The organism is Pseudomonas serboccidentalis (genome assembly GCF_028830055.1).
GTDB classification, from domain to species: domain Bacteria; phylum Pseudomonadota; class Gammaproteobacteria; order Pseudomonadales; family Pseudomonadaceae; genus Aquipseudomonas; species Aquipseudomonas serboccidentalis.
In genome coordinates, this window is record NZ_CP101655.1 from 3,762,436 (window position 1) to 3,784,725 (window position 22,290).

The 22,290-nt window shown below is 61.1% G+C and carries 22 protein-coding genes; 2 read left to right on the forward strand and 20 right to left on the reverse strand.

Annotation, left to right across the window (positions count from 1 at the left end; genetic code table 11):
• Nucleotides 1-87: 87 nt before the first annotated feature.
• From NN484_RS17040 to NN484_RS17100, 13 genes are all read right to left on the reverse strand, one after another.
• Complete coding sequence (locus tag NN484_RS17040; RefSeq protein ID WP_215502054.1) at nt 88-873, reverse strand: TatD family hydrolase; 786 nt, start codon at nt 871-873, stop codon at nt 88-90.
• A 14-nt stretch (nt 874-887) separates the two neighbouring features.
• Entirely contained in the window at nt 888-1,244 is a 357-nt protein-coding gene (locus NN484_RS17045) for a PilZ domain-containing protein (protein WP_127648929.1), read from the reverse strand.
• 57 nt (nt 1,245-1,301) lie between these two features.
• Complete coding sequence (locus NN484_RS17050; protein WP_274657516.1) at nt 1,302-2,285, reverse strand: DNA polymerase III subunit delta'; 984 nt, start codon at nt 2,283-2,285, stop codon at nt 1,302-1,304.
• Nucleotides 2,278-2,910 (reverse strand): dTMP kinase, encoded by a 633-nt coding sequence (gene tmk, locus NN484_RS17055; RefSeq protein WP_127648931.1) that lies wholly within the window; start codon nt 2,908-2,910, stop codon nt 2,278-2,280. Before tmk ends, NN484_RS17050 begins: the two co-directional genes overlap by 8 nt.
• 19 nt (nt 2,911-2,929) lie before the next feature.
• Nucleotides 2,930-4,120 (reverse strand): endolytic transglycosylase MltG, encoded by a 1,191-nt coding sequence (gene mltG / locus NN484_RS17060; protein WP_274657517.1) that lies wholly within the window; start codon nt 4,118-4,120, stop codon nt 2,930-2,932.
• Between the two features lie 3 nt (nt 4,121-4,123).
• Nucleotides 4,124-4,939, reverse strand: coding sequence for an aminodeoxychorismate lyase (gene pabC / locus NN484_RS17065; protein WP_274657518.1), 816 nt, complete (start codon nt 4,937-4,939; stop codon nt 4,124-4,126).
• Nucleotides 4,939-6,183 carry a beta-ketoacyl-ACP synthase II gene (gene fabF, locus NN484_RS17070; RefSeq protein WP_127648934.1) on the reverse strand — a complete coding sequence of 415 codons (1,245 nt, stop codon included), beginning with the start codon at nt 6,181-6,183 and terminating at the stop codon, nt 4,939-4,941. Before fabF ends, pabC begins: the two co-directional genes overlap by 1 nt.
• Before the next feature lie 108 nt (nt 6,184-6,291).
• Nucleotides 6,292-6,528 (reverse strand): acyl carrier protein, encoded by a 237-nt coding sequence (gene acpP / locus NN484_RS17075; RefSeq protein WP_003175607.1) that lies wholly within the window; start codon nt 6,526-6,528, stop codon nt 6,292-6,294.
• A gap of 196 nt (nt 6,529-6,724) precedes the next feature.
• Nucleotides 6,725-7,465, reverse strand: a complete 741-nt coding sequence (fabG, locus tag NN484_RS17080) for a 3-oxoacyl-ACP reductase FabG (RefSeq protein WP_127648935.1) — start codon at nt 7,463-7,465, stop codon at nt 6,725-6,727.
• A 16-nt stretch (nt 7,466-7,481) separates the two neighbouring features.
• Nucleotides 7,482-8,420, reverse strand: a complete 939-nt coding sequence (fabD, locus tag NN484_RS17085) for an ACP S-malonyltransferase (RefSeq protein ID WP_127648936.1) — start codon at nt 8,418-8,420, stop codon at nt 7,482-7,484.
• A gap of 123 nt (nt 8,421-8,543) precedes the next feature.
• Nucleotides 8,544-9,554 carry a phosphate acyltransferase PlsX gene (gene plsX / locus NN484_RS17090; protein ID WP_274657519.1) on the reverse strand — a complete coding sequence of 337 codons (1,011 nt, stop codon included), beginning with the start codon at nt 9,552-9,554 and terminating at the stop codon, nt 8,544-8,546.
• Nucleotides 9,555-9,558: 4 nt separating this feature from the next.
• Nucleotides 9,559-9,741 (reverse strand): 50S ribosomal protein L32, encoded by a 183-nt coding sequence (rpmF, locus tag NN484_RS17095; RefSeq protein ID WP_003179396.1) that lies wholly within the window; start codon nt 9,739-9,741, stop codon nt 9,559-9,561.
• Nucleotides 9,742-9,754: 13 nt separating this feature from the next.
• Nucleotides 9,755-10,282, reverse strand: coding sequence for a YceD family protein (locus NN484_RS17100; protein WP_003204262.1), 528 nt, complete (start codon nt 10,280-10,282; stop codon nt 9,755-9,757).
• A gap of 105 nt (nt 10,283-10,387) precedes the next feature.
• Between NN484_RS17100 and NN484_RS17105 the strand changes: the two genes are divergently transcribed.
• Nucleotides 10,388-10,966 carry a Maf family protein gene (locus NN484_RS17105; RefSeq protein WP_115984122.1) on the forward strand — a complete coding sequence of 193 codons (579 nt, stop codon included), beginning with the start codon at nt 10,388-10,390 and terminating at the stop codon, nt 10,964-10,966.
• 84 nt (nt 10,967-11,050) lie between these two features.
• Here the strand turns inward: NN484_RS17105 and sppA are convergent, their stop codons facing one another.
• From sppA to rluC, 3 genes are read right to left on the reverse strand one after another with little or no spacing between them, the layout of a single operon-like run.
• Nucleotides 11,051-12,040 carry a signal peptide peptidase SppA gene (gene sppA / locus NN484_RS17110; protein WP_215502060.1) on the reverse strand — a complete coding sequence of 330 codons (990 nt, stop codon included), beginning with the start codon at nt 12,038-12,040 and terminating at the stop codon, nt 11,051-11,053.
• 24 nt (nt 12,041-12,064) lie between these two features.
• Nucleotides 12,065-12,727, reverse strand: coding sequence for an HAD-IA family hydrolase (locus tag NN484_RS17115; RefSeq protein WP_274657520.1), 663 nt, complete (start codon nt 12,725-12,727; stop codon nt 12,065-12,067).
• The gene (gene rluC, locus NN484_RS17120) at nt 12,714-13,676 is read right to left on the reverse strand and encodes a 23S rRNA pseudouridine(955/2504/2580) synthase RluC (RefSeq protein WP_127648940.1); all 963 of its coding nucleotides are present in this window, start codon (nt 13,674-13,676) and stop codon (nt 12,714-12,716) included. Before rluC ends, NN484_RS17115 begins: the two co-directional genes overlap by 14 nt.
• 699 nt (nt 13,677-14,375) lie before the next feature.
• Here rluC and rne point away from each other — a divergent pair.
• Complete coding sequence (rne, locus tag NN484_RS17125; RefSeq protein WP_274657521.1) at nt 14,376-17,606, forward strand: ribonuclease E; 3,231 nt, start codon at nt 14,376-14,378, stop codon at nt 17,604-17,606.
• A 125-nt stretch (nt 17,607-17,731) separates the two neighbouring features.
• Here rne and NN484_RS17130 read toward each other — a convergent pair whose 3' ends face one another.
• From NN484_RS17130 to NN484_RS17145, 4 genes are read right to left on the reverse strand one after another with little or no spacing between them, the layout of a single operon-like run.
• Nucleotides 17,732-18,328: a nucleotidyltransferase family protein gene (locus tag NN484_RS17130; RefSeq protein ID WP_274657522.1), complete on the reverse strand. Its 597-nt coding sequence runs from the start codon at nt 18,326-18,328 to the stop codon at nt 17,732-17,734.
• Nucleotides 18,325-19,305 (reverse strand): XdhC family protein, encoded by a 981-nt coding sequence (locus tag NN484_RS17135; protein WP_127648943.1) that lies wholly within the window; start codon nt 19,303-19,305, stop codon nt 18,325-18,327. Before NN484_RS17135 ends, NN484_RS17130 begins: the two co-directional genes overlap by 4 nt.
• Nucleotides 19,305-21,626: a xanthine dehydrogenase family protein molybdopterin-binding subunit gene (locus NN484_RS17140; RefSeq protein WP_274657523.1), complete on the reverse strand. Its 2,322-nt coding sequence runs from the start codon at nt 21,624-21,626 to the stop codon at nt 19,305-19,307. Before NN484_RS17140 ends, NN484_RS17135 begins: the two co-directional genes overlap by 1 nt.
• A complete protein-coding gene (locus NN484_RS17145) occupies nt 21,623-22,093 on the reverse strand; it encodes a (2Fe-2S)-binding protein (RefSeq protein WP_127648945.1) in 471 nt (156 codons plus the stop codon). Before NN484_RS17145 ends, NN484_RS17140 begins: the two co-directional genes overlap by 4 nt.
• Nucleotides 22,094-22,290 lie beyond the last annotated feature (197 nt).

The following is a 22,290-nucleotide window of genomic DNA, read 5'->3' on the forward strand; positions in this document are numbered from 1 at the left end:
AGGAGCTGCCACAGGCTGCGATCCTTTGATTTTGATTCTTAGAAAAACAACATCAAAAGATCACAGCCTGCGGCAGCTCCTACAAGGTCAGGTTTTTACATGGGCCAACGGGAACAGACGCTTGAAGTTTTCCGTGGTCTGCTCGGCAAACCGCTCGTAGTTCTCACCCCGTAGCATCGCCAGGAACTCCGCCACTTCACGCACATATTGCGGCAGGTTCGGCTTGCCGCGATAAGGGATCGGCGCCAGGTACGGCGAGTCGGTCTCCACCAGCAGCCGGTCGGCCGGCACTTTGCTCGCCACATCGCGCAGGGCGTCGGCATTGCGGAAGGTGACGATACCCGACAGAGAAATGTAATAACCCATGTCCAGCGCGGCTTTGGCCATGTCCCAGTCTTCGGTGAAGCAATGCAGCACACCGGCCTGGGGCAGCGCAGCCTCGCGCAGCAGTTCAAGGGTGTCGGCGCGGGCGCCACGGGTATGGATGATCACCGGTTTGCCGGTCTGCTGGGCGGCTTGCAGGTGCAGACGGAACGACGCCTGCTGCAGCTCGGCGGCCTCCGGCTCGTAGTGGTAATCCAGACCGGTTTCACCGATCGCCACCACTTTCGGGTGATTGAGCTCGTGCAGCAACCAGTCCAGCGCAGGCGCGGCGCCCGGCTGCACATCCAGCGGATGCACACCGACCGAGCAATCGACGTCGGCATAACGCTCGGCGAGGGCTTTGACGTCGGCGGCGTTGTCGGCACTGACGCCGATGCACAGGAAGTGCCCTACCCCGCGTTGCCGGGCGGCATCGAGTGCAGCATCCAGCGAGCCGTCATGGGCGGCGAGGTCAAGGCGATCAAGGTGACAATGAGAATCTACGAGCATAAAAGGACTGCAACTTACATCGTATGAGTGGGACGGTCGGACTTCAGGGCTCCGACCAGATGGGTTTCGATGCGACTGCGGGCAGTGTTGTCGCCTTCATTGAATTGCACGCCGACACCGGCGGCACGATTGCCCTGCGCGCCTTTGGGGGTGATCCAGGCGACCTTGCCGGCCACCGGAATCTTCTCCGCCTCGTCCATCAGGTTCAGCAGCATGAACACCTCGTCGCCCAACTTGTAGCTCTTGTTGGTCGGGATGAACAGGCCGCCGTTCTTGATGAATGGCATATAGGCCGCGTACAGCACCGACTTGTCCTTGATGGTCAGGGACAGGATGCCGTTGCGCGGCCCCGGGCTCATGGGTTCATTCATGTTGACCTCCACTGCTGATGTTCAGAGTCTAGGCGCACACAGTCGTTTCGGGGGCAATTACCGTTGGCCCGGCAAACTCACCCATTGCACCAACAACGCCTCCAGCAGCAAGGCCGGATTGAGGTTGGCTTTGCTCAGGACTTTCTGCCGCTGAGCGAGAATCCAGTCCTGAATGTCGAGGACCTTGCCCTGCGCGCTCTTCTGCGCCAGGTATTGCACCACTTTGCGCATGTCGTTCAGACCGAGACCGTTTTCATCCTGGGTCAATTGATAACGCAGGATCAGGCTCGACCAGTCGCAGAACCAGTCGAACAGGCGCAGCATCGGAATGTTTTTCCATTCTTCGGCCAGTTGCGTCGGCGACTGCTGTTGCTTGAGCAGCTTCTTCACCCCTTCGACCACCTGCGCGCGCTGTTCGCGCACGCCCTGGGACTGCAGGCTGACCGCCGCCAGTGGCGAACCGGCCGCCAGCGTCAGCAATTCGACGCGCTCTTCTTCGGAACACTCCGGCAGCGCCTGTGCCAGCCATTGCAGGCTCATGGCCTCACCCGGCAGTGGACACGCCTGCTGCACGCAGCGGCTCTTGATCGTCGGCAGCAAACGACTCGGCTGGTGGCTGACCAGCAACAGCACGGTATCGCCGGAAGGCTCTTCGAGGCTCTTGAGCAAGGCGTTGGCGGCGTTGATGTTCATCGATTCCACCGGCTCGATCAACACCACCTTGCGCCCGCCCAGTTGCGCGGTCTGCACCACGAAACTGACCAGATCGCGCACCTGATCGACCTTGATCGCCTTGTCCGCTTCTTCCGGCTCAAGAATGTAGTTGTCCGGATGGCTGCCGGCCTTGAGCAGCAGACAGGACTTGCACTCGCCGCACGCCTCGGGCGTCGGGCGCTGACACAACAGGCTGGCCATCAACCGCTCGGCCAGCGCACGCTTGCCGATCCCGACCGGGCCGTGCAGCAAATACGCGTGAGCGTGCTGACTACGTCCGGCCAGTTGCTGCCAGAGGCTGTCCTGCCATGGATAGGCCTCAGCCACGGGTCAACTCCAGCAAACGCGGCAGCAATGTATCCAGCGAACGCTGAACGTCGACCAGTGGCTGACCGGCGTCGATCCGCACATAACGTGCAGGCTCGGCTTCAGCACGCTTGAGAAACGCACCGCGCACCGCTTCGAAGAACGCCCGGCCTTCCAGCTCGAAGCGATCCAGTCGTCCGCGAGCGCTGGCGCGGGCCAGGCCGATTTCCACCGGCAGATCGAAAATCAGCGTCAGGTCCGGGCGCAGATCGCCTTGAACGAAAGTCTCCAGCGCGGCGATGCGCTCCAGCGACAAACCGCGACCGCCGCCCTGATAGGCGTACGTCGAGTCGGTGAAGCGATCGCACAGCACCACGGCGCCACGGGCCAGTGCCGGGCGAATGACCTCGGCCAGATGCTGGGCGCGGGCGGCGAACACCAGCAACAGCTCGGTATCGGGGTTCATGACTTCGTCGGCGGGGGCCAGCAGCACATCGCGAATGCGTTCGGCCAGCGGCGTGCCGCCGGGTTCACGGGTCAGCACCACTTCGATACCTTCCGCGCGCAGACGCTCGGCGAGGTACTCGCGGTTGGTGCTCTTGCCGGCGCCTTCCGGGCCTTCCAGGGTAATAAACAAGCCAGTCACAGGCAGTCCTTAATCAAAGTCATTGCGCGTTTTGCGGTGCCGACGGCCCAGGCTCGGCAGCAGGTGCCGGGACCGGCGCAGGGTCCTGAGCTGGAACCTGCGGCAGTGCCTCAGGAGCGGTATCCGGGGATGCTGCGGGGATCGCCTCGTCAGTGACCGGAGCGGCCGGCGCATTCGCCGGGGCCGGGCTGGAGCGGTAATCGGCACGGCGCTTGAGCTGGAACTCACGCACCGCACTGTTGTGCGCCTCCAGGTCATCGGAGAACACATGGCTACCGTCGCCACGGGCGACAAAATACAGGCTGTTGCCTTCTACGGGATTGAGCGCGGCATGAATCGCCTCGCGGCCGACCATGGCAATCGGCGTTGGCGGCAATCCCGGAATCACATAGGTGTTGTACGGCGTCGGCTCTTTGAGATGCGCGCGGGTCAACTTGCCGGTGTAGCGATCACCCAGGCCGTAGATCACGGTCGGGTCGGTCTGCAACTGCATGCCCAGCGCCATGCGGCGCACGAACACGCCGGCAATCTGCCCGCGCTCCTGTGGCACGCCGGTTTCCTTCTCCACCAGCGAAGCCATGATCAGCGCCTGATAAGGCTCACTGTACGGCGCGTCGGCCGAGCGGTTTTCCCACTCTTTGGCCAGCACCTCATCGAGGCGATCGAAGGCTTTCTTCAGCAACTCGACGTCGGAGACGCCACGCACGAAGCGGTAGGTATCGGGAAAGAATCGCCCTTCCGGGAACAGTCCGCGATGGCCGATTTTCTCCATCACTTCGCTGTCGCTCAAGCCCTTGAGGGTCTGCTCGATCTTGTCATCTTTCGCCAGTGCGGCGCGGACCTGATGGAAGTTCCAGCCTTCGACCAGCGTCAGGCTGTACTGCACCACTTCGCCTCGTTTCCACAGGTCGATCAGACCGTTGACGGTCATGCCCGGCTGCATGCGGTATTCGCCGGTATGGATCGGCGTGCCGGCCAGATTGAAGCGCCAATAGATGCGCAACCAGAAGGCATCCTTGATAACCCCATCGGTTTCGAGTTCAAGGAAGGTACGGGTAGGCGTCGAGCCTTTCGGCACATCCAGCAGTTCTTCCTGCGTGATGTTCAGGGGCTGTTCCAGCGCCGAATGAATTTTCCAGGCGCTGGCGCCCATCAGCAGCCCTGCCAGAACCAGTCCGGTTTCCAGCAGCAGCAAGAGTTTACGTCTCACGAATCAGGCATCCAGTAGCGCGCGGGCAATGGTTTGCAGTTTACGGGTGAGCGGGCCAACCGGCCAGCTCAGTGCAGCGTAGGCACGTACCGGCCAGACGCCATACACGCTGTTGCAAATAAAGACTTCATCAGCCCATTGCAGCTGTTCGAGGCTGATGTCGGTGATTTGAGTGGGGATGGCCAATGACTCGGCCTGAAACAATATTTCGGCACGCATCACACCGGCCACGCCGCAGCGCTTCAGATCCGGGGTGATCAGTACCCCGTCGCGCACCAGGAACACATTGCTGAACACGCCTTCGATGACGCGCCCGGCCTGATCGAGCATCAAGCCTTCGGCATGCTCGTTGTCACGCCACTCGGCACGGGCGAGCACTTGCTCCAGACGATTCAGATGCTTGAGCCCGGCCAGCAAGGGCTGGATGGACAGTCGTGTGAGGCAGGGAAACAGGCGCACGCCTTGCTCGCCATGCGCCACAGGATACGCCGCCGCAGGATTGCCTTGCAGAATGCGCCGGCCCTGCGCCGCAGGATCCGGCGCGTAGCCACGTAAACCGTCGCCCCGGGTGAGAATGAGCTTGAGCACACCCTCGCCCATTGCCGCGGCATACGCCAGCAATTCGCTGCGAACCCGTTCGATGTCGGCCGTGATGGCCAGGCGCGCACAGCCCTCGGCCAAACGCGTCAGATGACGATCCAGCAACACGGGCTGGCCGCCGTGCACGGCAATGGTCTCGAACAGACCATCGCCGTAGGCCAGGCCGCGATCTTTCAGCGACAGAGCGTCAGCCGGCTGACCGTCGACCCAGCTGTCCATCAGCCGGCGAACCGGCGGAACGCCAACGTACCGTTGGTGCCGCCAAACCCGAAGGAGTTGGACAGTACGACGTCGATATCCATGTTGCGCGCCGTGTGCGGCACGAAATCGAGATCGCAGCCTTCGTCCGGCTCATCGAGGTTGATGGTCGGCGGTGCCACCTGGCTGTTGATCGCCAGTACGCTGAAGATCGCCTCGACCGCGCCCGCCGCACCCAACAGGTGGCCGGTCATGGACTTGGTGGAGCTGATCGCCAGGTTGTAGGCGTGATCACCGAACACGGTCTTGATCGCGTTGGCTTCGGCGAGGTCACCGGCCGGCGTCGAGGTGCCGTGGGCGTTGATGTACTGCACCTGGTCGATGTTGATTTTCGCATCGCGCAGGGTATTGGTGATGCAGCGAGCTGCACCGGCGCCATCGGCAGGTGGCGAAGTCATGTGGAACGCATCGCCGCTGGTGCCGAAGCCGATCAACTCGGCATAGATGGTCGCGCCGCGAGCCTTGGCGTGCTCGAGCTCTTCGAGTACCAGGGCACCGGCACCGTCGGACAGCACGAAGCCATCACGGCCCTTGTCCCAGGGACGACTGGCGCGGGCTGGCTCGTCGTTGCGGGTCGACAGCGCACGGGACGCGCCGAAGCCGCCCATGCCCAGGCCGCACGCGGCCATTTCAGCACCGCCGGCGATCATCACGTCGGCTTCGTCGTACATGATGTTGCGTGCCGCCATGCCAATGCAGTGCGTACCGGTGGTACAGGCCGTGGCAATGGCGTAGTTCGGTCCCTGTGCACCCAGGTGGATGGACAGAAAACCGGAAATCATATTGATGATCGAGCCTGGCACGAAGAATGGCGAGATTCGACGCGGGCCCGTCTCATGCAGAGTACGGCTGGTTTCTTCGATGTTGGTCAGACCGCCAATCCCCGAACCCATGGCCACGCCAATGCGCTCACGGTTGGCATCGGTGACTTCCAGACCTGCGTTGCGAACAGCCTGAAAACCCGCCGCCAGACCGTACTGAATGAACAGGTCGAGCTTGCGTGCTTCCTTGACCGACAGGTATTCCTCGACATTGAAGCCCTTTACCGAGCCGCCAAAACGGGTGGAATAGGCAGAAAGGTCGGTGTGTTCGATCAGACCAATGCCACTTCGGCCAGCCAGAATGCCCTGCCAACTGCTCGGCACATCCGTGCCCAGTGGCGACAACATACCCATACCGGTGACTACGACGCGTCTACGCGACACAGCACTCTCCTTTTTCAAATGACGACTTTGCATCAGGCCTAAAGAAAAAACCGCACGCCATGATGGCAGTGCGGTTTTTCCATGACAGCAGACAACGATTACAAACTATTACGCCTGGTGGCTAGTAACGTAGTCGATTGCAGCTTGTACAGTAGTGATCTTCTCAGCTTCTTCGTCAGGGATTTCGGTCTCGAATTCCTCTTCCAGAGCCATCACCAGCTCAACGGTGTCAAGGGAGTCGGCACCCAGGTCTTCAACGAAGGAAGCAGTGTTGACCACTTCTTCTTCTTTAACACCCAGTTGCTCGGCAACGATTTTCTTGACGCGCTCTTCGATGGTGCTCATACCTTGTTTTCACTCCTAATGGACAAATTCAGGCAGCTGGCCGGTGGGTAAGTGTATAGAAAGACTTTTCAGCTTTTCAACTGAAAGCTTCACTCCTCGAACCCTGCGACCCTCTGCCTATAAATAGATTGCAGCTTTATAACGGATTTTAGACAGCTCGTATGACATTTTTTTGAAGCAATCCGTCACATTTTACTTACATGTACATCCCACCGTTCACCGGGATTGTAGCCCCAGTGACGTATGCCGCACCGTCGGATGCAAGAAAAGCGACCACGGAGGCGATCTCTTGAGCTTGTCCCAGACGACCCAGCGGAATCTGCGTCTGCAAGGCTTCACGCTGTGCTTCAGGCAGTTCGCGGGTCATATCGGTGTCGATGAACCCTGGGGTTACCGAGTTGACCGTAATCGAACGCGAACCGACTTCACGCGCCATCGCACGGCTGAAACCTTCCAGACCGGCCTTGGCGGCTGCATAGTTTACTTGGCCTGCGTTGCCCATGGCACCCACCACCGAGCCAATACTGATAATTCGACCCCAGCGCGCCTTGGTCATGCCACGCAAAACGCCCTTGGACAGGCGATACAGACTGTTCAGGTTGGTATCGATCACGTCGTACCATTCATCGTCTTTCATGCGCATCATCAGGTTATCGCGGGTGATACCGGCATTATTGACCAGGATCGCCGGTGCACCGAACTGCTCCTGAATGCTCGCCAGCACTGCGCTGACCGATTCGTCGCTGGTAACGTTCAGTTCCAGACCAGTACCCTGAATCCCGTGCTCTTTCAGCGTAGCGGCAATTGCCTCGGCGCCTTTGGCGGAAGTCGCGGTGCCGATAACGATGGCGCCCTGACGACCCAGCTCCAGGGCGATAGCCTGGCCGATGCCACGGCTTGCACCGGTGACCAGTGCAACTTTACCTTGCAGACTCATGCAAGTTTCTCCTGATTCAGGCCAGCGCTGCACGGGCGGCAGCGAAAGCGTCTGGGGTATTGAGGTTGGAAGTCGAAACGCCTTCGGCGCAACGTTTGTTCAGACCGGCCAGCACCTTGCCCGGGCCGCATTCGACCAGACTGGTCGCGCCTTTGGCAGCGAGGGTCTGGACCGATTCAACCCAGCGAACTGGCTTGTACAGTTGTTCGAGCAGATCACGCTTGAGGGTTTCCAGATCGGCCGGCACTTGCGCGCTGACGTTCTGTACCACCGGGATCTGCGGCGCCTGCCAGTTGATGGCGGCGATGGATTCGGCAAAGCGCTCGGCAGCCGGACGCATCAGCTCGCAGTGCGACGGCACGCTCACCGGCAACGGCATGGCGCGCTTGGCACCACGGGCCTTGCAGCCTTCGATGGCGCGCTCGACGGCAGCCTTGGCACCGGCAATGACCACCTGACCTGGCGAGTTGAAGTTGACGGCGCTGACCACTTCGCCCTGCGCCGCTTCAGCACAGGCTGCCAGCACATCAGCGTCTTCCAGACCGAGGATTGCAGCCATGCCGCCCTGCCCGGCCGGAACAGCTTCCTGCATCAGCTGCCCACGGCGCTCGACGAGCTTCACCGCGTCAGCCAGGCTCAGACTGCCAGCAGCAACCAGTGCGCTGTATTCACCCAGGCTGTGACCGGCAACGAATGCCGGACGCGCGCCGCCTTCAGCCAGCCACAGACGCCACAGGGCGATCGAAGCGGTCAGAATGGCCGGTTGAGTCTTGTCGGTTTGATTGAGCAGCTCTTCCGGACCCTGCTGGGTCAGTGCCCACAGGTCGTAGCCCAGAGCCGCGGAGGCTTCTTTGAATGTTTCGAGGATCAGCGGATGTTCCGCGCCCAGCTCGGCCAGCATGCCGAGGGACTGCGAACCCTGTCCTGGAAAGACGAATGCGAGGGAAGCAGACATGTAACAAGCCCCTAATGATCTTGTCGTCGAAAAATGACGCCCCACCAGGGGACGCAAGAAACTGACAGTTGGATGGCCCTTTGAACCGGGCGGTCACATTTAAGCATTGTCCGACGAAAACGCCTAAGACAACAAATCCTCCAGACGACCGTGGAGACGCTCGGGCAGATTCTCCTGAATCTCGATCAGCGCGCGCTGAATCGCACTCTGAAAGCCCTGAACCCCGGCCGAACCGTGACTTTTCACGACAATACCCTGCAAACCGAGAAAGCTTGCGCCGTTATGTCGCGCCGGCGCCAGATCAGCCTGCAAACGCTTCATCAATGGCAACGCCAACGCCCCCACAGCACGGGACGCAAGGTTTTTCTTGAACAAGGCCTCGATGCGCGCCGCGATCATCGTCGCCAGACCTTCGCTGGACTTGAGCAGGATATTGCCGACAAAACCGTCACACACCACCACGTCCGCTTCGCCGCGATACAGACCATCGCCTTCGACGAAGCCGATGTAGTTGATACCGCGCGCCGCCTGCAGCAAGGTCGCCGCCAGCTTGACCTGCTGATTACCCTTGATGTCTTCGGTGCCGATATTGAGCAACGCCACCCGTGGCCGGGCGATGCCCAGCGTCTGTGCGGCCACCGACCCCATCACCGCGAACTGCAACAGATGCTCGGCACTGCAATCGACGTTGGCGCCCAGGTCGAGCAACTGGCAATAGCCCTTCTGCGTCGGGATCGCCGCCACCATTGCCGGCCGATCAATGCCCGGCAACGTCTTGAGCACGAATCGCGACAGCGCCATCAGCGCACCGGTATTGCCGGCACTGACACAGGCCTGGGCCTTGCCGTCACGCACCAGCTCAAGGGCGACACGCATCGACGAATCCGGCTTGCCACGCAAGGCCTGGGTCGGCTTTTCGTCCATGGTGATGACTTCAGACGCCGGGACAATCGTCAGGCGCGCACGATCGGCAGCCGATTGGCCGTTGATCAATTCTTCAAGAAGGGAGGGTTGACCGACGAGGGTCAGGTGCAGCGAGGGCGTAGCAGAAAGGCAAGCAAGGCTGGCCTGAACAATGCTGCGGGGACCGAAGTCCCCGCCCATTGCGTCAATCGCGATGACTTGAGCGGACAAGTGATTACTCGTCAGCGCCCTTGTCGATCACTTTACGGCCACGGTATACGCCTTCTGGCGATACGTGGTGACGCAGGTGAACTTCACCAGTGGTTTTTTCTACAGACAGGGTGCTAGCCTCGAGAGCGTCGTGCGAACGGCGCATGTCACGGGCAGAGCGGGATTTTTTGTTCTGCTGAACAGCCATAATTGATTAACTCCTAAACGTTTGGGTCACGCTTTAACTGCGCCAATACACTGAACGGGTTGGACCGCGTTACCTCGTCCTCGCTCGGTTCGGGTTCATCTGCTCCCGCCGGCTGCTGGCATTCTTCCGGATGATGAGCAGGCACAATGGGCAAGGCGAGCAGAAGCTCCTCCTCGATCAGTGACTGCAGATCCAATGGATCTTCGCCCAGTTCCAGCACGTCATAACCTTTCGGTAACGACTGGGTATTCGCACCCTCCTTCACTACAGCGTAACTGCATTCGCTGTGGATCGGCAGGGTGACCAGCTCAAGACAACGCTGGCAAACCATTTTGACTTCGGTGTCGATAAAGCTGTGGATCACCACAGATTTACGTTCATCTCGTTCAAAAACGAATTTGGCCTGCACCGTACCGACATCGTCGGAAAGCGGGTCGCAGAGTCTCTTCAAATCGGCCAGCAGCAGTTCACCTTGAAGGGTGGTGCCACGGTCAGCCAATTTGCGCGGGTCAACGTGAGGTGGAATCGGGTCATTCAACATAGGCGCAGCATTATAGGGATGCCCCCACCCATGTCAAAGGAAATTGTGCCCTGTCCGTCACTTGCGTGCCTCCGCTAGAATTCGCACCAGCCTCAGGAGACGCCAATGCTGCCTTTATTACTTGCTTCCAGCTCGACTTATCGTCGGGAATTGCTCGCCCGCCTGCACCTGCCGTTCGTCTGCAGCTCGCCGGATATCGACGAAAGCCACCAACCGGGTGAGTCAGCCATCGAACTGGTCAAGCGCCTCGCCGAACAGAAAGCCCGGGCACTGGCCGCCAGCCACCCGGCTCATCTGATTATCGGCTCGGACCAGGTTGCCGTGCTCGGCGAGCGCATCATCGGCAAACCACACACCTTCGACAAGGCCCGCGAGCAGCTGCTGGCCGCCAGCGGCGCCAGTGTGACATTCCTTACCGGCCTGGCGCTGCTCAACAGCCAGACCGGTCACTGTCAGGTCGACTGCGTGCCGTTCACCGTGCACATGCGCCAACTCGACGAGGCGCGCATCGAGCGCTACCTGCGCCTGGAGCAGCCCTACGACTGCGCCGGCAGCTTCAAGGCCGAAGGCTTGGGCGTGAGCCTGTTTCAGTCCACCGAAGGACCTGACGCCACCAGCCTGATCGGCCTGCCGCTGATTCGCCTGATCGACATGCTGCTGGCCGAAGGCGTACAGATCCCTTAAAGCAAAAGATCGCAGCCTGCGGCAACTCCTACACCGATCTCTGTAGGAGCTGCCGCAGGCTGCGATCTTTTGACTTGAAACGAATTAACGCAACGAAGGCCCGTGGAAACCCATCCACATCGCCAACTGCTCAGCCACACTGGCGCCGAGCTTCTTCGAGAAGCGATCAAACGGCGATTCCTGAACGGTGAAGTCCACCAGTTCTTTCTCGCCGATCACATCACGCGCCACCGAACTGGCGTTACCCAGACCATCGATCAGCCCCAGCGGCAGCGCCTGCTCGCCGGACCAGACCAGCCCGGAGTACAGCTCTGGATGCTCCTTGTCCTTCAGGCGATCGCCACGACCCTGCTTGACGCTGTTGATGAACTGCTTGTGCGTGGTGTCCAGCACGGTCTGCCAGAACGCGGTTTCGTCAGGCTTCTGCGGCTGGAACGGATCCAGGAACGACTTGTGCTCACCCGAAGTGTAAGTGCGACGCTCGACACCCAGCTTGTCCATGGTGCCGACAAAACCGTAACCCGCCGCCGTTACACCGATGGAGCCGACCAGACTGGCCTTGTCGGCATAGATCTGATCCGCCGCACTGGCGATGTAATAGGCACCGGACGCGCCGAGATCAGAGATCACTGCGTACACCTTGGTATCCGGATGCAGACCACGCAGACGCTTGATCTCGTCATACACGTAACCCGACTGCACCGGACTGCCGCCCGGGCTGTTGATCCGCAGGATCACGCCCTTGACCTTCTTGTCTTCGAAGGCCGCTCGCAGACTGCCCACAATATTGTCGGCGCTGGCAGGCTCCTTGTCGGCGATCACGCCGGTGACATCGATCAGCGCGGTGTAATTCGGACCCCGGGTGGCGCTCTTTTCCATGTCCATCAACGGAGTGAACAGAATCAGCGCAACAAACAGATAAACAAACGTCAGCAGCTTGAAGAAAATCCCCCAACGCCGCGAGCGACGCTGTTCCTGCACACTGGCCAGCAACGTCTTTTCCAACAGCTTCCAGCTTTTCTCGTCACCGTCGTCGGCACTTGCCTTGGCCGGTGCTTTCCATTCGTCGGTCATGCGCTGTACCCCAGCAAAAACGTATTAAGCCTGCTGTCCCAGCCAGGCATGCAATTCACTAAACCGGTCGATCGACAGGCGCGGCTCGAACTGCTGCAGCGATTCAATGGACTGCGCGCCATAACTGACCGCCACAGACGCCATGCCTGCATTGCGCGCCATCAGCAGATCGAAGGACGAATCCCCCACCATCAACGCCTGCTCGGGCCGAACACCGCAATGCGCGAGAATCTGCTCCAGCATCAGCGGATGCGGCTTGCTCGCGGTCTCGTCGGCGGCGCGAGTGATATCGAAGTAATCTTCCCAGCCATTGGCTTTGAGCACCCGATCCAGTCCGCGACGATTCTTGCCGGTTGCCACCGCCAGGTGATAACCCTGCTCGCGAAAAGACGCCATCGACTCGACTACACCCTCGAACAGCGGCGAAGGTACGGTTTCTGCCGCAATGTAGTGATCGGCGTAATACTCGCGAAACAAGGTCATCTCGGCATCACTGATTTCCGGATACAAAGTGCGGATCGCCTCGGGCAAGCCCAGGCCGATGATGCCTTTGACGGCAAAATCATCACGCAATTCGAAACCGGAACGCCCGGACGCAGAATGCATCGCCTCGACAATCCGACCAATGGAATCGGCGAGGGTGCCGTCCCAATCGAAAATCAGCAGCTTGTAATCAGATGGGCGCACTCAATCGCTCCACGGTCTTGGCCCACATTTCGTCGACCGGCGCCTGCAGCTTGAGCTCACCGCCATCGGGCAGCGGCACGGTCAGCATGTAGGCGTGGAGGAACAGGCGCTTGCCGCCCAGATCACGGATTTCCTTACTGAAACCGTCATCGCCGTACTTGGTGTCGCCGGCAATGCAGTGCCCGGCGTGCAACGTGTGGACGCGGATCTGGTGGGTGCGACCGGTGATCGGCTTGGCTTCGATCAGGGTGGCAAAGTCGCCAAAGCGACGCAGGACCTTGAACACGGTCACAGACTCCTTGCCCTCCTCCTCGTCGACCTCGACCATGCGCTCGCCGGAGCGCAGATTGCTCTTGCCGAGCGCCGCACGGACTTGCTTGATCGAGGTCGCCCAGTTGCCGCGAACCAGCGCCATGTAACGCTTGTCGACACCGTCACCGCGCAATGCGGCGTGCAAGTGACGCAACATGCTGCGCTTCTTGGCGATCATCAGCAGACCGGAGGTATCACGATCGAGACGGTGAACCAGCTCCAGCTCCTTGGTATCGGGACGCAACTGACGAAAGGCTTCGATGACGCCGTAATTCAAGCCGCTGCCACCGTGAACCGCAATGCCGGCGGGCTTGTTGATCACGATCAGGGCTTTGTCTTCGTAGACAATCGAGGCTTCCAGACGCTGCAACAACCCTTGAGCCAGAGGCACAGGTTCGTCGCGCTCAGGCACACGAACGGGCGGCACGCGCACGATATCGCCGGCCTGCAGCTTGTATTCGGGCTTGATCCGCCCCTTGTTCACACGCACTTCGCCTTTACGCAAAATGCGGTAAATCAAGGTCTTGGGCACGCCTTTGAGCCGGGCAAGCAGGAAATTGTCGATTCGTTGGCCGGCATACTCCGGCGAGACTTCAAGCAGTTGAACGCCTGGAGTCGAAGGGGCAGTAGTTGTCATGCCGCGGATGATAACAATTTTTATGGAATTGAAGCACTTAATCATTGCTGCTATAGTCGCGAACGCCGCCAAAAGCGGCCTGGACAGCGGAACCACGGTCAAAAACCGGCCCTGACCAACGCAATTCACCAGGACGCGAGGCCGTCCTACGGGGCTTTCGCTACGTAACGGTGGAGTTTGCAGTTGTAACAAGCGCAGGTGACATGAGGCCTGAATTACACCGTCGAGCAGAGTTTTCACTCGCCTGACAGGCAAATATTCGAGGCCAGTTCACAAAGTGCAGTCAGCTGCAGATGACCCCGAGCGAAAGCTTCGGAAACATCGCCTGAATTAGCCATGATGCGTGACCTCCCCTTTCGGAGCTCACGGTAAATGCCAACCCGCTGCGGATTCTGCGCGCGGCAGCACCCGAATTATCAGGGATACGTGTAGGGTGGAGATGCACAACCGCTGGACTGTGTAGCAATAGGCTTTATCAAGACGCTTCATCTCGTCCACAGCCGCTGGTTGATTCCTCCTCCTGACTGAGTGCTTAAGTAGCCACAGCAAGCAGGACGCGTACGTCGCGATATCGGCCCAATTGGCCTGACATCGCTGGACACGGGAATGGCCAACCACTCCCGACGCACCTGACACCGACCGTGAGAAGTCGTGTGTGCCGAACGCCGTTTCCGGCAGCCCGGAAACCGACGGTACTACATGAAAAGAATGCTGATTAACGCAACTCAACCCGAAGAGTTGCGTGTTGCACTGGTAGATGGCCAACGCCTCTACGACCTGGACATCGAATCCGGTGCACGCGAGCAGAAAAAGGCCAACATCTACAAAGGCCGTATCACTCGCATCGAACCAAGCCTTGAGGCTGCCTTTGTCGATTTCGGCTCCGAGCGCCACGGCTTCCTGCCCCTCAAAGAAATCTCCCGCGAATACTTCAAGAAAGCCCCTGAAGGCCGCGTCAACATCAAGGACGTCCTGAGCGAAGGCCAGGAAGTCATCGTTCAGGTCGAAAAAGAAGAACGTGGCAACAAGGGCGCCGCCCTGACCACCTTCATCAGCCTGGCCGGTCGTTACCTCGTGCTGATGCCGAACAACCCGCGTGCCGGCGGCATCTCCCGTCGCATCGAAGGCGAAGAGCGCAACGAACTGCGTGAAGCGCTGAACGGCCTGGTTGCACCGGCCGACATGGGTCTGATCGTGCGCACTGCCGGCCTGGGCCGCAGCAGCGAAGAAATGCAGTGGGACCTCGACTACCTGCTGCAACTGTGGACCGCCATCAAAGAAGCCTCGCTGGATCGCTCCGCACCCTTCCTGATCTATCAGGAAAGCAACGTGATCATCCGCGCCATCCGCGATTACCTGCGCCAGGACATCGGCGAAGTGCTGATCGACAGCGTTGAAGCCCAGGACGAAGCCCTGACTTTCATCCGCCAGGTGATGCCGCAGTACGCCAGCAAGATCAAGCTGTACGAAGACAGCGTTCCGCTGTTCAACCGTTTCCAGATCGAAAGCCAGATCGAGACCGCTTTCCAGCGCGTCGTTGAACTGCCTTCCGGCGGCTCCATCGTCATCGATCCGACCGAAGCCCTGGTGTCCATCGACATCAACTCGGCGCGCGCCACCAAAGGCAGCGACATCGAAGAAACCGCTCTGCAGACCAACCTTGAAGCTGCCGAAGAAATCGCCCGTCAGTTGCGCCTGCGCGACATCGGCGGCCTGATCGTCATCGACTTCATCGACATGACCCCTGCCAAGAACCAGCGCGCCGTGGAAGAGAAAGTCCGCGAATGCCTGGAAGCCGACCGCGCTCGCGTGCAGATCGGCCGCATCTCGCGCTTCGGCCTGCTGGAAATGTCCCGTCAGCGCCTGCGTCCATCTCTGGGCGAAAGCAGCGGCATCGTCTGCCCACGCTGCAACGGCACCGGCATCATCCGTGACGTTGAATCGCTGTCGCTGGCGATCCTGCGCCTGATCGAAGAAGAAGCCCTGAAAGACCGCACTGCCGAAGTGCGCGCTCAGGTGCCGATCCCGGTCGCCGCGTTCCTGCTCAACGAAAAACGCAACTCGATCACCAAGATCGAACTGCGCACCCGTGCCCGTATCGTCATTCTGCCGAACGATCACCTCGAAACCCCGCATTTCGAAGTTCAGCGTCTGCGTGACGACAGCCCGGAAGCTGCGACCAACCAGTCCAGCTACGAAATCGCTGCTGCCGCTGCCGAAGTCGAAGAAGTCCAGCCAGCCGCCGCGACCCGCACCCTGGTTCGCCAGGAGGCAGCCGTTAAAACTGCACCGGCCCGTGCCAACGCTCCGGTTCCGACCGAAGTCGCCGCGCCTGCCGCTCCAGCACCGGCTCCGGTTGCCGCGCCAGAACCGAGCCTGTTCAAGGGTCTGGTGAAATCGCTGGTCAGCCTGTTCGCCACCAAAGAAGAGCCAGTCGCTCCGGTCGTGGTTGAAAAACCGGCCACCGAGCGCCCAGCCCGCAACGAAGAGCGTCGCAACGGTCGTCAGCAGAGCCGCAACCGTAACGGTCGCCGCGATGAAGAACGCAAGCCGCGCGAAGAACGTGCACCGCGTGAAGAGCGCGCCCCACGCGAGCCGCGTGAAGAGCGTCAGCCACGCGAAGCCCGTGAAGTTCGCGAGCCTCGTGAAGTCCGCACCGAAGCGCCAGCCGCCCGCGAAGAACGCGCTCCACGCGCTCCGCGTGAAGAACGTGCACCGCGTGCTCCACGCGAAGAACGCAAGCCACGTGGCGAGCGCGAAGAGCGTGTACGTGAACTGCGCGAACCTCTGGACGCTGCCCCGGCCGCTCCAGTTGCTGCCGCAGCTGCTGTGGTTGCCGAAGAACGTCCGGCTCGTCAGCCACGCGAAGAACGCGCACCGCGTCCGCCGCGTGAAGAGCGTCAACCGCGCGCCGAACAGGCCGCTGCTGCCGTCGCTGAGGAAGAAGTCAACACTAACGAAGAGCAACTGCCGGAAGACGGTCAGGACAACGCCGAAGGCGATCGTCCACGTCGTCGCTCCCGTGGTCAGCGTCGTCGCAGCAACCGTCGCGAGCGTCAGCGTGATGCCAACGGCAACGTGATCGAAGGTTCGGAAGAATCCGAGTCCGGCGAAAACGCTGCACCGAGCGCTACCGATCTGGCTGCCGGCCTGGCCGTGACCGCCGCTGTTGCCAGCAGCGTGATCAGCGCGCCAGCCGAAGCACAGGCGCACGAGCAAGCCGAACGCGCCACCGCTGCCACCCTGGAAACTACTCCAGTGGAAGCGCCGGTTGTCGAAGCAACTACCCCAGTGGAAGTTGTTGCTGCTCCGGAAGTCGAAGTCGCCCCGGTTCGCGAAGCTCAGCCTCAGGTTGAAGCGGCTGCAGAACCTGTAGTCGAAGCGCCCGTCGTGGCCGCAGAGCCGGTTGTTGAAACCGTCGCTGAAACCGTGACCGAAACCGTGCGTGAAGTTCGCGAAGAACAGACCGCTTTCAACTGGGTTGCCGAGCCTGCCGTCGCTGAAACTCCAGCGCCAGTCGTTGAGGCCCCGGTGGTTGAAGAAGCCAAGGCTGCCGAGCCAGTGGTTGAAGCAGTTGAACCTGCTCCAGCACCAGTGGTTGAAGCACCGGTCGTCGAAGCGCCAGTGGTTGCCGAAGAGCCTGCTCCAGTGGTTGAAGCCACTCCGGTCAGCGCCCTGACGCCAAACGGCCGTGCACCGAACGACCCACGTGAAGTGCGTCGCCGCAAGCGTGAAGCCGAGCGCCTGCAGAAGGAAGCCGAACTGGCTGCCGCTGCTGCTCCGGCGGCTGAAGTGGTCGAGGTTGCTTCCGCGACTGAAGAAGCCGTGGTTGAGTCGGTCATCGCCGAAGCACCACGCTCCGTTCAGGACGCGGTCGAACATCACCAAGAGGCCGAGGAAAAAGAACACGAGCCTAAACCGCTCGTGTAATTCCCGAAGCCGTTAAAAAGCCCCGCCCGGTGAAAACCTGGCGGGGCTTTTTTATTCCATTCAGAAGATCAAAAGATCGCTGCCTGCGGCGATCCCCTGTAGGAGCTGCCGCAGGCTGCGATCTTTTAATTCCCGGTAAACACCAACGCTTCAGGCACATCGATATCCCACACCACCCCGGGATCATCCACCGCCACCTCCACTACCCGCCCCTGCTTGAACAACAGCCTGGCGCCACGATCACCGCTCAAGGCCTGCAGCCCCGGTCCGAACGAACGCCCGAACCCCACCGGATGCCCGAACTCGCCCTCCTGTACCGGCACACTCACGGCGTCCTCAGCCATCGCCGTCACTACCCGTTCAATACTCGACGGCAAGATAAACGGCATATCGCCCAGCACAATCAACCAGCCATCCGCCTCCGGGCACGCCGCAACGCCAGCCGCGATGCTGTCGCCCATCCCGGTCGATTCAATCGACACCACGTCACAGCCATAAGCCTGCGCCATACGCATCACCTGCGGTCGCGCTTCTGTGGTCACCAGCACCCGCTTGTCGAGATTGGCCGGAAGGTTCAGCAACACCTGCTCGATCGCCGAACGCACCGCGCCATCGCGCCCGGTGCAATCGGCCAGCAGCTTATCTTTATCGGCACCGGCAACCTGGCGAAAACGACTGCCCTCGCCCGCCGCCAGTACAATCACTGCGATGGATCGACTCATGCTCCCTCCACGGCTTTCTTCTGTTTCAACTCGACGCCGTTCTTGATCGCGACAATCTCCGCCAACAACGACAGGGCAATCTCCGCCGGCGAATGGCTGCCGATGTGCAAGCCTATCGGCCCGTGCAGACGGTTGATCGCCTCAGGTGACAAGCCTAGCTGAGCCAGATTGTTCCGGCGCTTCTGGCTGTTGACCCGCGACCCGAGCGCACCGACATAGAACGCCGGCGAATCGAGTGCGGTGAGCAACGCCATGTCGTCCAGGCGTGGATCGTGGGTCAGCGCGACGATGGCCGTGCGCTCGTCGGTCTGAATGCTCAACACGGCATCATCCGGCATGCCCGGGACAAAACGGCCGTGGTGCTCTTCCCAGCCGTAAACGAACTCCGTGCGCGGATCGCAGATCAGCACTTCGAAATCCAGCAGCCGGGCCATGTCGGCCACGTAACGCGACAGCTGTCCGGCGCCGATCAACAGCAGACGCCAGCGCGGGCCATAAATGGCGCGCAGGGTTTTGCCGTCGAATGCCAGCGCATCGGATTTGCTCGCCGCCGACAGCAGCACCCCACCGGTTTCGATGTTCAGCTCACGCGCAACAATCTCATGGGCCTCACAACGGGCGAGCAACTCGGCAACCCACGCTGGATCACCGACCCGCTCTTCGGTCAGGCGCAACGTGCCGCCACAGGGCAAGCCGAACCGCGCGGCCTCCTCCCGGGTGACGCCGTAGGTAATCAGCTGCACCGGTGGCCCGTCGCTGGCGATGCGCCCGTCGTGCAGACGCGCGATCAGGTCATCCTCGACGCAGCCGCCCGACACCGAGCCGATCACCACGCCATCCTCGCGCAATGCCAGCATCGCCCCCGGCGCCCGCGGCGCTGTGCCCCAGGTCTGCACCACGCTGAACAGCACCACCCGCTGCCCGGCACGGCGCCATTCGAGCACGCTGCGCAGGACGTTGAGATCGGCGCTGTCCATTACGCCTGCGCCTTCTGCCAGCCCTGCAACTGATAGCGCACCGGCAGGTTGCGGATGCGCTGGCCGGTGGCGGCGAAGATCGCATTGCACAGCGCTGGCGCAATCGGTGGCACGCCCGGCTCACCGACGCCGCCCAACGGCACGTCGCCCGGCGGCGTCACCAGATGCACGGCGACTTCCTTCGGCGCCAGCGACATGCGCGCCACTTCGTACATATGGAAGTTGTCCTGCTGGACCTTGCCATCCTTGAAGCTGATTTCACCCAGTACCGCGTTGCCCAGCCCCATCACACAGGCGCCTTCGAACTGCGAGCGGATGCGCTCAGGGTTGATCTGCGGCCCGCAATCGACGGCGATGTCAGCCTTGTGCACGATCAGCGTGCCGTCGTCCTTGACCTCGACTTCGATCACCGCTGCCACATAAGTGACGAAACTGTAGTGCACCGCCAGCCCCAAGCCTCGACCCTTGGGCAATGTCCGCCCCCAACCGGCAGCCTTGGCTGCGGTTTCCAGCACGGTGCGCATGCGCCCAGTGTCGATCGGATAGCGCTCGGGGGACTCTCCGTAGTTCCACTCCTCGCTCAGGGTGCGCGGATCGATCTGCCGATCGGGGCCGAGCAACTTGATCTGATACTTGAGCGGATCCACACCCGCCTTGTGCGCCAGTTCATCGACGAAGCTCTGGATCGCGAAACCGTGCGGAATGTTCGACACCGAGCGATACCAGCCGACGCGGGTGTGCACCGCGGCTTCAGGGTTTTCCAGACGCACATTGGGAATCGCGTAGGCCATGTTGGTGAAGCCCATGCCCAGTTCGAAGGCTGCTTCATGGTTCATGCCCGGCGCGAACAGCGCGGTGATGCTCGGCGCCACGGTGCGATGCAACCAGCCGGACGGCATGCCGTCCTTGCCGACAGCGGCCTTCAGGTACTCGGCAGACACCGTGTGGAAATACGAGTTGTGGATGTCATCCTCGCGCGTCCATTGCACCCGCACGGCTTTGCCGGGGAACTCCTTGGCGAGGATCGCGGCTTCGACGACGAAATCCGGTTTCGATTTGCGGCCGAAACCACCACCCAGCAGCGTGACGTTGAAGGTAACGTTATCGAACGGCAGCCCCAGGCGTTCGGCGATGCGTTCGCGGGTCACCTGTGGCGCCTGACTCGGCGCCCAGGCCTCACACACGCCGTCGTTGTAGCGGGCGATGGCGACCATCGGCTCCATCGGCGCCTGAGCCAGATGCGGCAAATAGTAGGAGGCTTCGAGGCTGCTGGCGGCGCCGCTCAAGGCCTTGTCGATATCGCCGGTGTTGCGCACCACTTTGCCGGGTTTACGCGACGCGGCTTCCAGTTTCTGGCGGTAAGCGACCGAGTCGTAACTGGCATTCGGGCCGTCGTCCCATTCGATTTTCAGCGCCTCGCGGCCCTTGATCGCCGCCCAGGTATTGCTGGCCACCACCGCCACGCCGCCCAGCGGCTGGAATTCCGAAGGCAGTGGACGGCTTTCGATCTGCAGCACTTTGAGCACGCCCGGAACCTTCAGCGCCGCGCTGTCATCCAGCGACTTGACCTTGCCGCCGTACACCGCCGGACGGGCGATGGTGGCGTAGAGCATGCCGTCAAAATGCACGTCAGCACCGTACACCGCGCGGCCATTGACGATGTCGGCACCGTCGATAGCCTTGGTGCCTTCCTTGCCGATGTAGCGGAATTCCGACGGCTGCTTGAGGCGCAGGCTGTCACGCGCCGGCACCGCCAGCGCACTGGCGGCAGCGGCGAGTTCGCCATAGCCCAGCTCACGGCCGGACGGTTTGTGAATGACCTTGTGCAACTGCGCCTGGCACTCGCCCGCCGGCACCTTCCACTGCGCGGCGGCGGCTTGCTCCAGCATGGTCCGGGCGGCTGCGCCGCAACGGCGCATCGGTTCATACCAGTGGCGCATGCTGCGCGAACCGTCGGTGTCCTGGTTGCCGAACCGCACTTCATCGCCCGGTGCCTGTTGCACTTTGACCTTGGCCCAATCGGCGTCCAGTTCGTCGGCGACCACCATGGTCAGGCTGGTGCGCACACCCTGGCCCATTTCCGAGCGGTTGCAGACCACGGTGACCGTACCGTCCGCGGCAATGCTGACGTAGACCTTCGGATCGTCGATCCAGCCGTTGGGCATGCCGTCGGCGCCAAATTTCTTCGGTGCGTCTTCAGCCAACGCGTCCTGCCAGCCCCAACTGGCAGCCAGCACCAACGCACCGGTCGCGCCGACGCCTTTGAGAAAGCCACGGCGGCTGAGGTTGCTCAGGGCGAAATCATTCGGCAAGCGGCTCATGCCTTGGCCTCCTTGAGGTGAGTGGAGGCCTGGCGGATAGCGGTCTTGATCCGGTTATAGGTACCGCAACGGCAAATGTTGCCGACCATCGCCTCTTCAATCTGCTCGTCGCTCGGATTGGGGTTGGTCTTGAGCAACGCGGTGGCAGACATGATCTGCCCACCCTGACAGAAACCGCACTGCGCCACGGCGCTGTCGAGCCAGGCTTGCTGCACGACCTGGCCAACCGGATCGGCATGCAGGTTGTCGATGGTGCTGACGTTCTGCCCGATCACCGAGCCGATCGGCGTGATGCAGCTACGAGCCGGCAAGCCGTCGATATGAATGGTGCAGGCGCCGCACAGGCCCATGCCGCAGCCGAATTTGGTGCCGTTGTAACCGGCGACATCACGGATAGCCCACAGCAGCGGCATGTCTTCGGTGACATCCAGTTGGTGATCCTGGCCATTGAGTTTCAGGGTAATCATGGGCACGCCCGCATATTTTTGGTGGTTATGGGGTCGAGCAATCTGCCGCCAGAGGCTGGCACTGGTTCACGCAGATCGACTCAGGCTAATCGGCTCTCTTGTGCCGACGCGAACGTCTGCACCGGGCCTTTGGTGAAGCAAATGACGGTTATCGTTAGCTGGCTAAGTTAACCCACCGTTAACAAAAAAGCCCTGCT